Here is a 2,200-nt window from a genome sequence, read left to right as displayed (position 1 = left end):
CTTCGTTGCCGCCGGCGAACGACGCTTCCGCGCACAAAAGGCGCGCAATGAAGCCGGTGCGGCGGTGGCGGAGCCCACTGCATGAGCCGGCTGCTGCCCTTCTTCGCCTTCCTGGGCCTGGTGGTGCTGTTCGGTTTCGGCATCTGGTGGAACACCAAACACGACCAGCGCGAAGTGCCCTCGCCGTTGATTGGCCGCGCTGCGCCCGAGTTCCGTCTACCGGTGCTGGACGACCTCGATCGCACAGTGGCCAAGGCAGACCTCCTGGGCAAGCCTTACCTGTTGAACGTGTTCGGCAGCTGGTGTTTTGCCTGCGGCGAGGAACACCCGGTGCTGATGGCCGAAGGCAAGGCGCTGGGCGTGATGCTGGTGGGTTACAACTACAAGGATGAACCCGCCGCCGCCAAGGGTTGGCTCGCCGAGCACGGCAATCCGTACGATCTGGTCATCGCCGATGTCGAGGGCCGCACGGCCATCGATTTCGGCGTCTACGGCGCACCGGAGACGTTCCTGGTGGATGGCAAGGGCGTGATTCGCTACAAGCGCGTCGGGCCGCTCACGCCGGACGTGATCGAACGCGAGGTCAAGCCCGCACTGGCTGCGATCGCGAAGGAATCGCCATGATGCGCCTCGTGATAATGCTGCTGGTGCTGCTGATGGCCACCACCGTGGCCGCCCAGGCGATCGACCCGCTGCCGTTCAAGGACCACACCCAGGAGGTGCGCTTCCAGCATCTCACCGCGCAGTTGCGCTGCCTGGTGTGCCAGAACGAGAACCTCAACGACTCCAACGCGGAGCTGGCCCGCGACCTTCGCCACGAAGTGTTCGACCTGATGCAGCAGGGCAAGAGCGACGAGGAAATCAAAGCGTGGCTGGTGGCGCGCTATTCGAAGTTCGTGCTTTATGATCCGCCGCTTGATACGGGCACGGCCCTGTTGTGGTTCGGCCCGCTGCTGGTGCTTGTGCTTGGCGGCGTGGCCCTGGTGGTGCAGGTGCGGCGCCGCGCGCGTGCCGCGGCCACGGAGCCTGCGAACGCGGTGACCGAATCCAACGACAGCGGGGAAAACTGGTGAAGCCTGCGTTCTATGTGTGCGCCGCGATCATGCTCGCGGTGGCGCTGGCCCTCGTGCTTGTTCCCCTGATCCGCCGCGGCCGCCGTGAAGGACGCCCGGTGGGCGTGTTCGCGCTGGCACTGGGACTGGCGTTTGTCATTCCCGTGGCCACCGTAGGTTTGTACATGTTGGTGGGCACGCCGCAAACACTCGATGGTGTCGCCAAGGCCGAACCGCCGCCGAGCATCGACGAAGCGATGGCAAGCCTCAAGGCACGGCTGGCGCAGCATCCGGATGACCTCCAGGGCTGGCTGCTGATGGGCCAGGCCCAGACCATGCTGCGCCAGTTTGAACAGGCACGCGATGCGTATGGACATGCGCTGGATCTGGATGCCAACAATGGCTTGGCGATGGTGGGCTGGGCAGAAACCGATTCGCAGTCGCGCCCCGACCACCGGATCGACGGCCGGGCACGCGAGCTGCTGGACAAGGCCGTGCAGGTGGACGCCACCAACCAGCGCGCCCTGTGGCTGCTTGGCATCAGCGACTTCCAGCAAGGCCGCTACAAGGAAGCTTCGGCCACGTGGCGGAAGCTGCAACCCTTGCTCGATCCCAGTTCCAATGTGGCCGCCGCCGTCGAGCAGCAGATCGCCGCCGCGGATGCGAAGGCCAGTGGCAAGCCGGATGAACCCGCGGCCACCGCCACACCGCCGGCATTGGACGTGCAGGTAGCCGTGGCACCGGCCCTGAAGGACAACTTGGCCGCCGGCGACACACTCTACGTCTACGCTCGTGCCGAGAACGGGCCGCCGATGCCGCTGGCAGTGGCGAAACTCGACGCCGGCAAACTGCCCGCATCGGTGGTATTGACCGACGGCATGGGCATGACACCGCAGTTCAAGCTGTCGTCCGCGGAACGCGTGTTCGTGGGCGCCCGGATCAGCAAGAGTGGACAGGCGATTGCCCAGCCCGGTGACCTGGAAGGCGATGCCGGGGTAGTGTCCACCTCTACCCGGGATCCGATCCGCATCAGCATCGATAAGGTCCATTGATGGGCGACGCACGCCGCTACCACCCGCTTCCCTCCCCCTTCCCGATGAAGCGCGGAGGCGAACTGCACGGCGCGCGCGTGGCCTTTGAAACCTGGG

Annotated in this window: 3 protein-coding genes; all 3 read left to right on the top strand. The window is 65.7% G+C overall.

The window, feature by feature from the left end; all coding sequences use genetic code 11:
* Window positions 1–81: 81 nt before the first annotated feature.
* The 3 genes from VK519_RS02575 to VK519_RS02565 are packed head-to-tail and all read left to right on the top strand — an operon-like array spanning window position 82 to window position 2,104.
* Window positions 82–624: a DsbE family thiol:disulfide interchange protein gene (locus VK519_RS02575; protein ID WP_324347376.1), complete on the top strand. Its 543-nt coding sequence runs from the start codon at window positions 82–84 to the stop codon at window positions 622–624.
* The gene (locus VK519_RS02570) at window positions 621–1,073 is read left to right on the top strand and encodes a cytochrome c-type biogenesis protein (protein WP_324347374.1); all 453 of its coding nucleotides are present in this window, start codon (window positions 621–623) and stop codon (window positions 1,071–1,073) included. The genes VK519_RS02575 and VK519_RS02570 overlap by 4 nt, the downstream gene beginning before the upstream one ends.
* Entirely contained in the window at window positions 1,070–2,104 is a 1,035-nt protein-coding gene (locus VK519_RS02565) for a tetratricopeptide repeat protein (protein WP_324347372.1), read from the top strand. Before VK519_RS02570 ends, VK519_RS02565 begins: the two co-directional genes overlap by 4 nt.
* Window positions 2,105–2,200 lie beyond the last annotated feature (96 nt).

The organism is Pinirhizobacter sp., from assembly GCF_035317885.1.
In the GTDB taxonomy this organism is placed as follows: Bacteria; Pseudomonadota; Gammaproteobacteria; order Xanthomonadales; family Rhodanobacteraceae; genus Pinirhizobacter.
Note: the sequence above shows the minus strand (reverse complement) of the source record. Positions and strands in the feature narration are given on the sequence as shown.

Coding starts and splice junctions, on each gene's coding strand:
- VK519_RS02575 (WP_324347376.1), top strand. CDS start 82: ATGAGCCGGCTGCTGCCCTTCTTCGCCTTCCTGGGCCTGGTGGTGCTG.
- VK519_RS02570 (WP_324347374.1), top strand. CDS start 621: ATGATGCGCCTCGTGATAATGCTGCTGGTGCTGCTGATGGCCACCACC.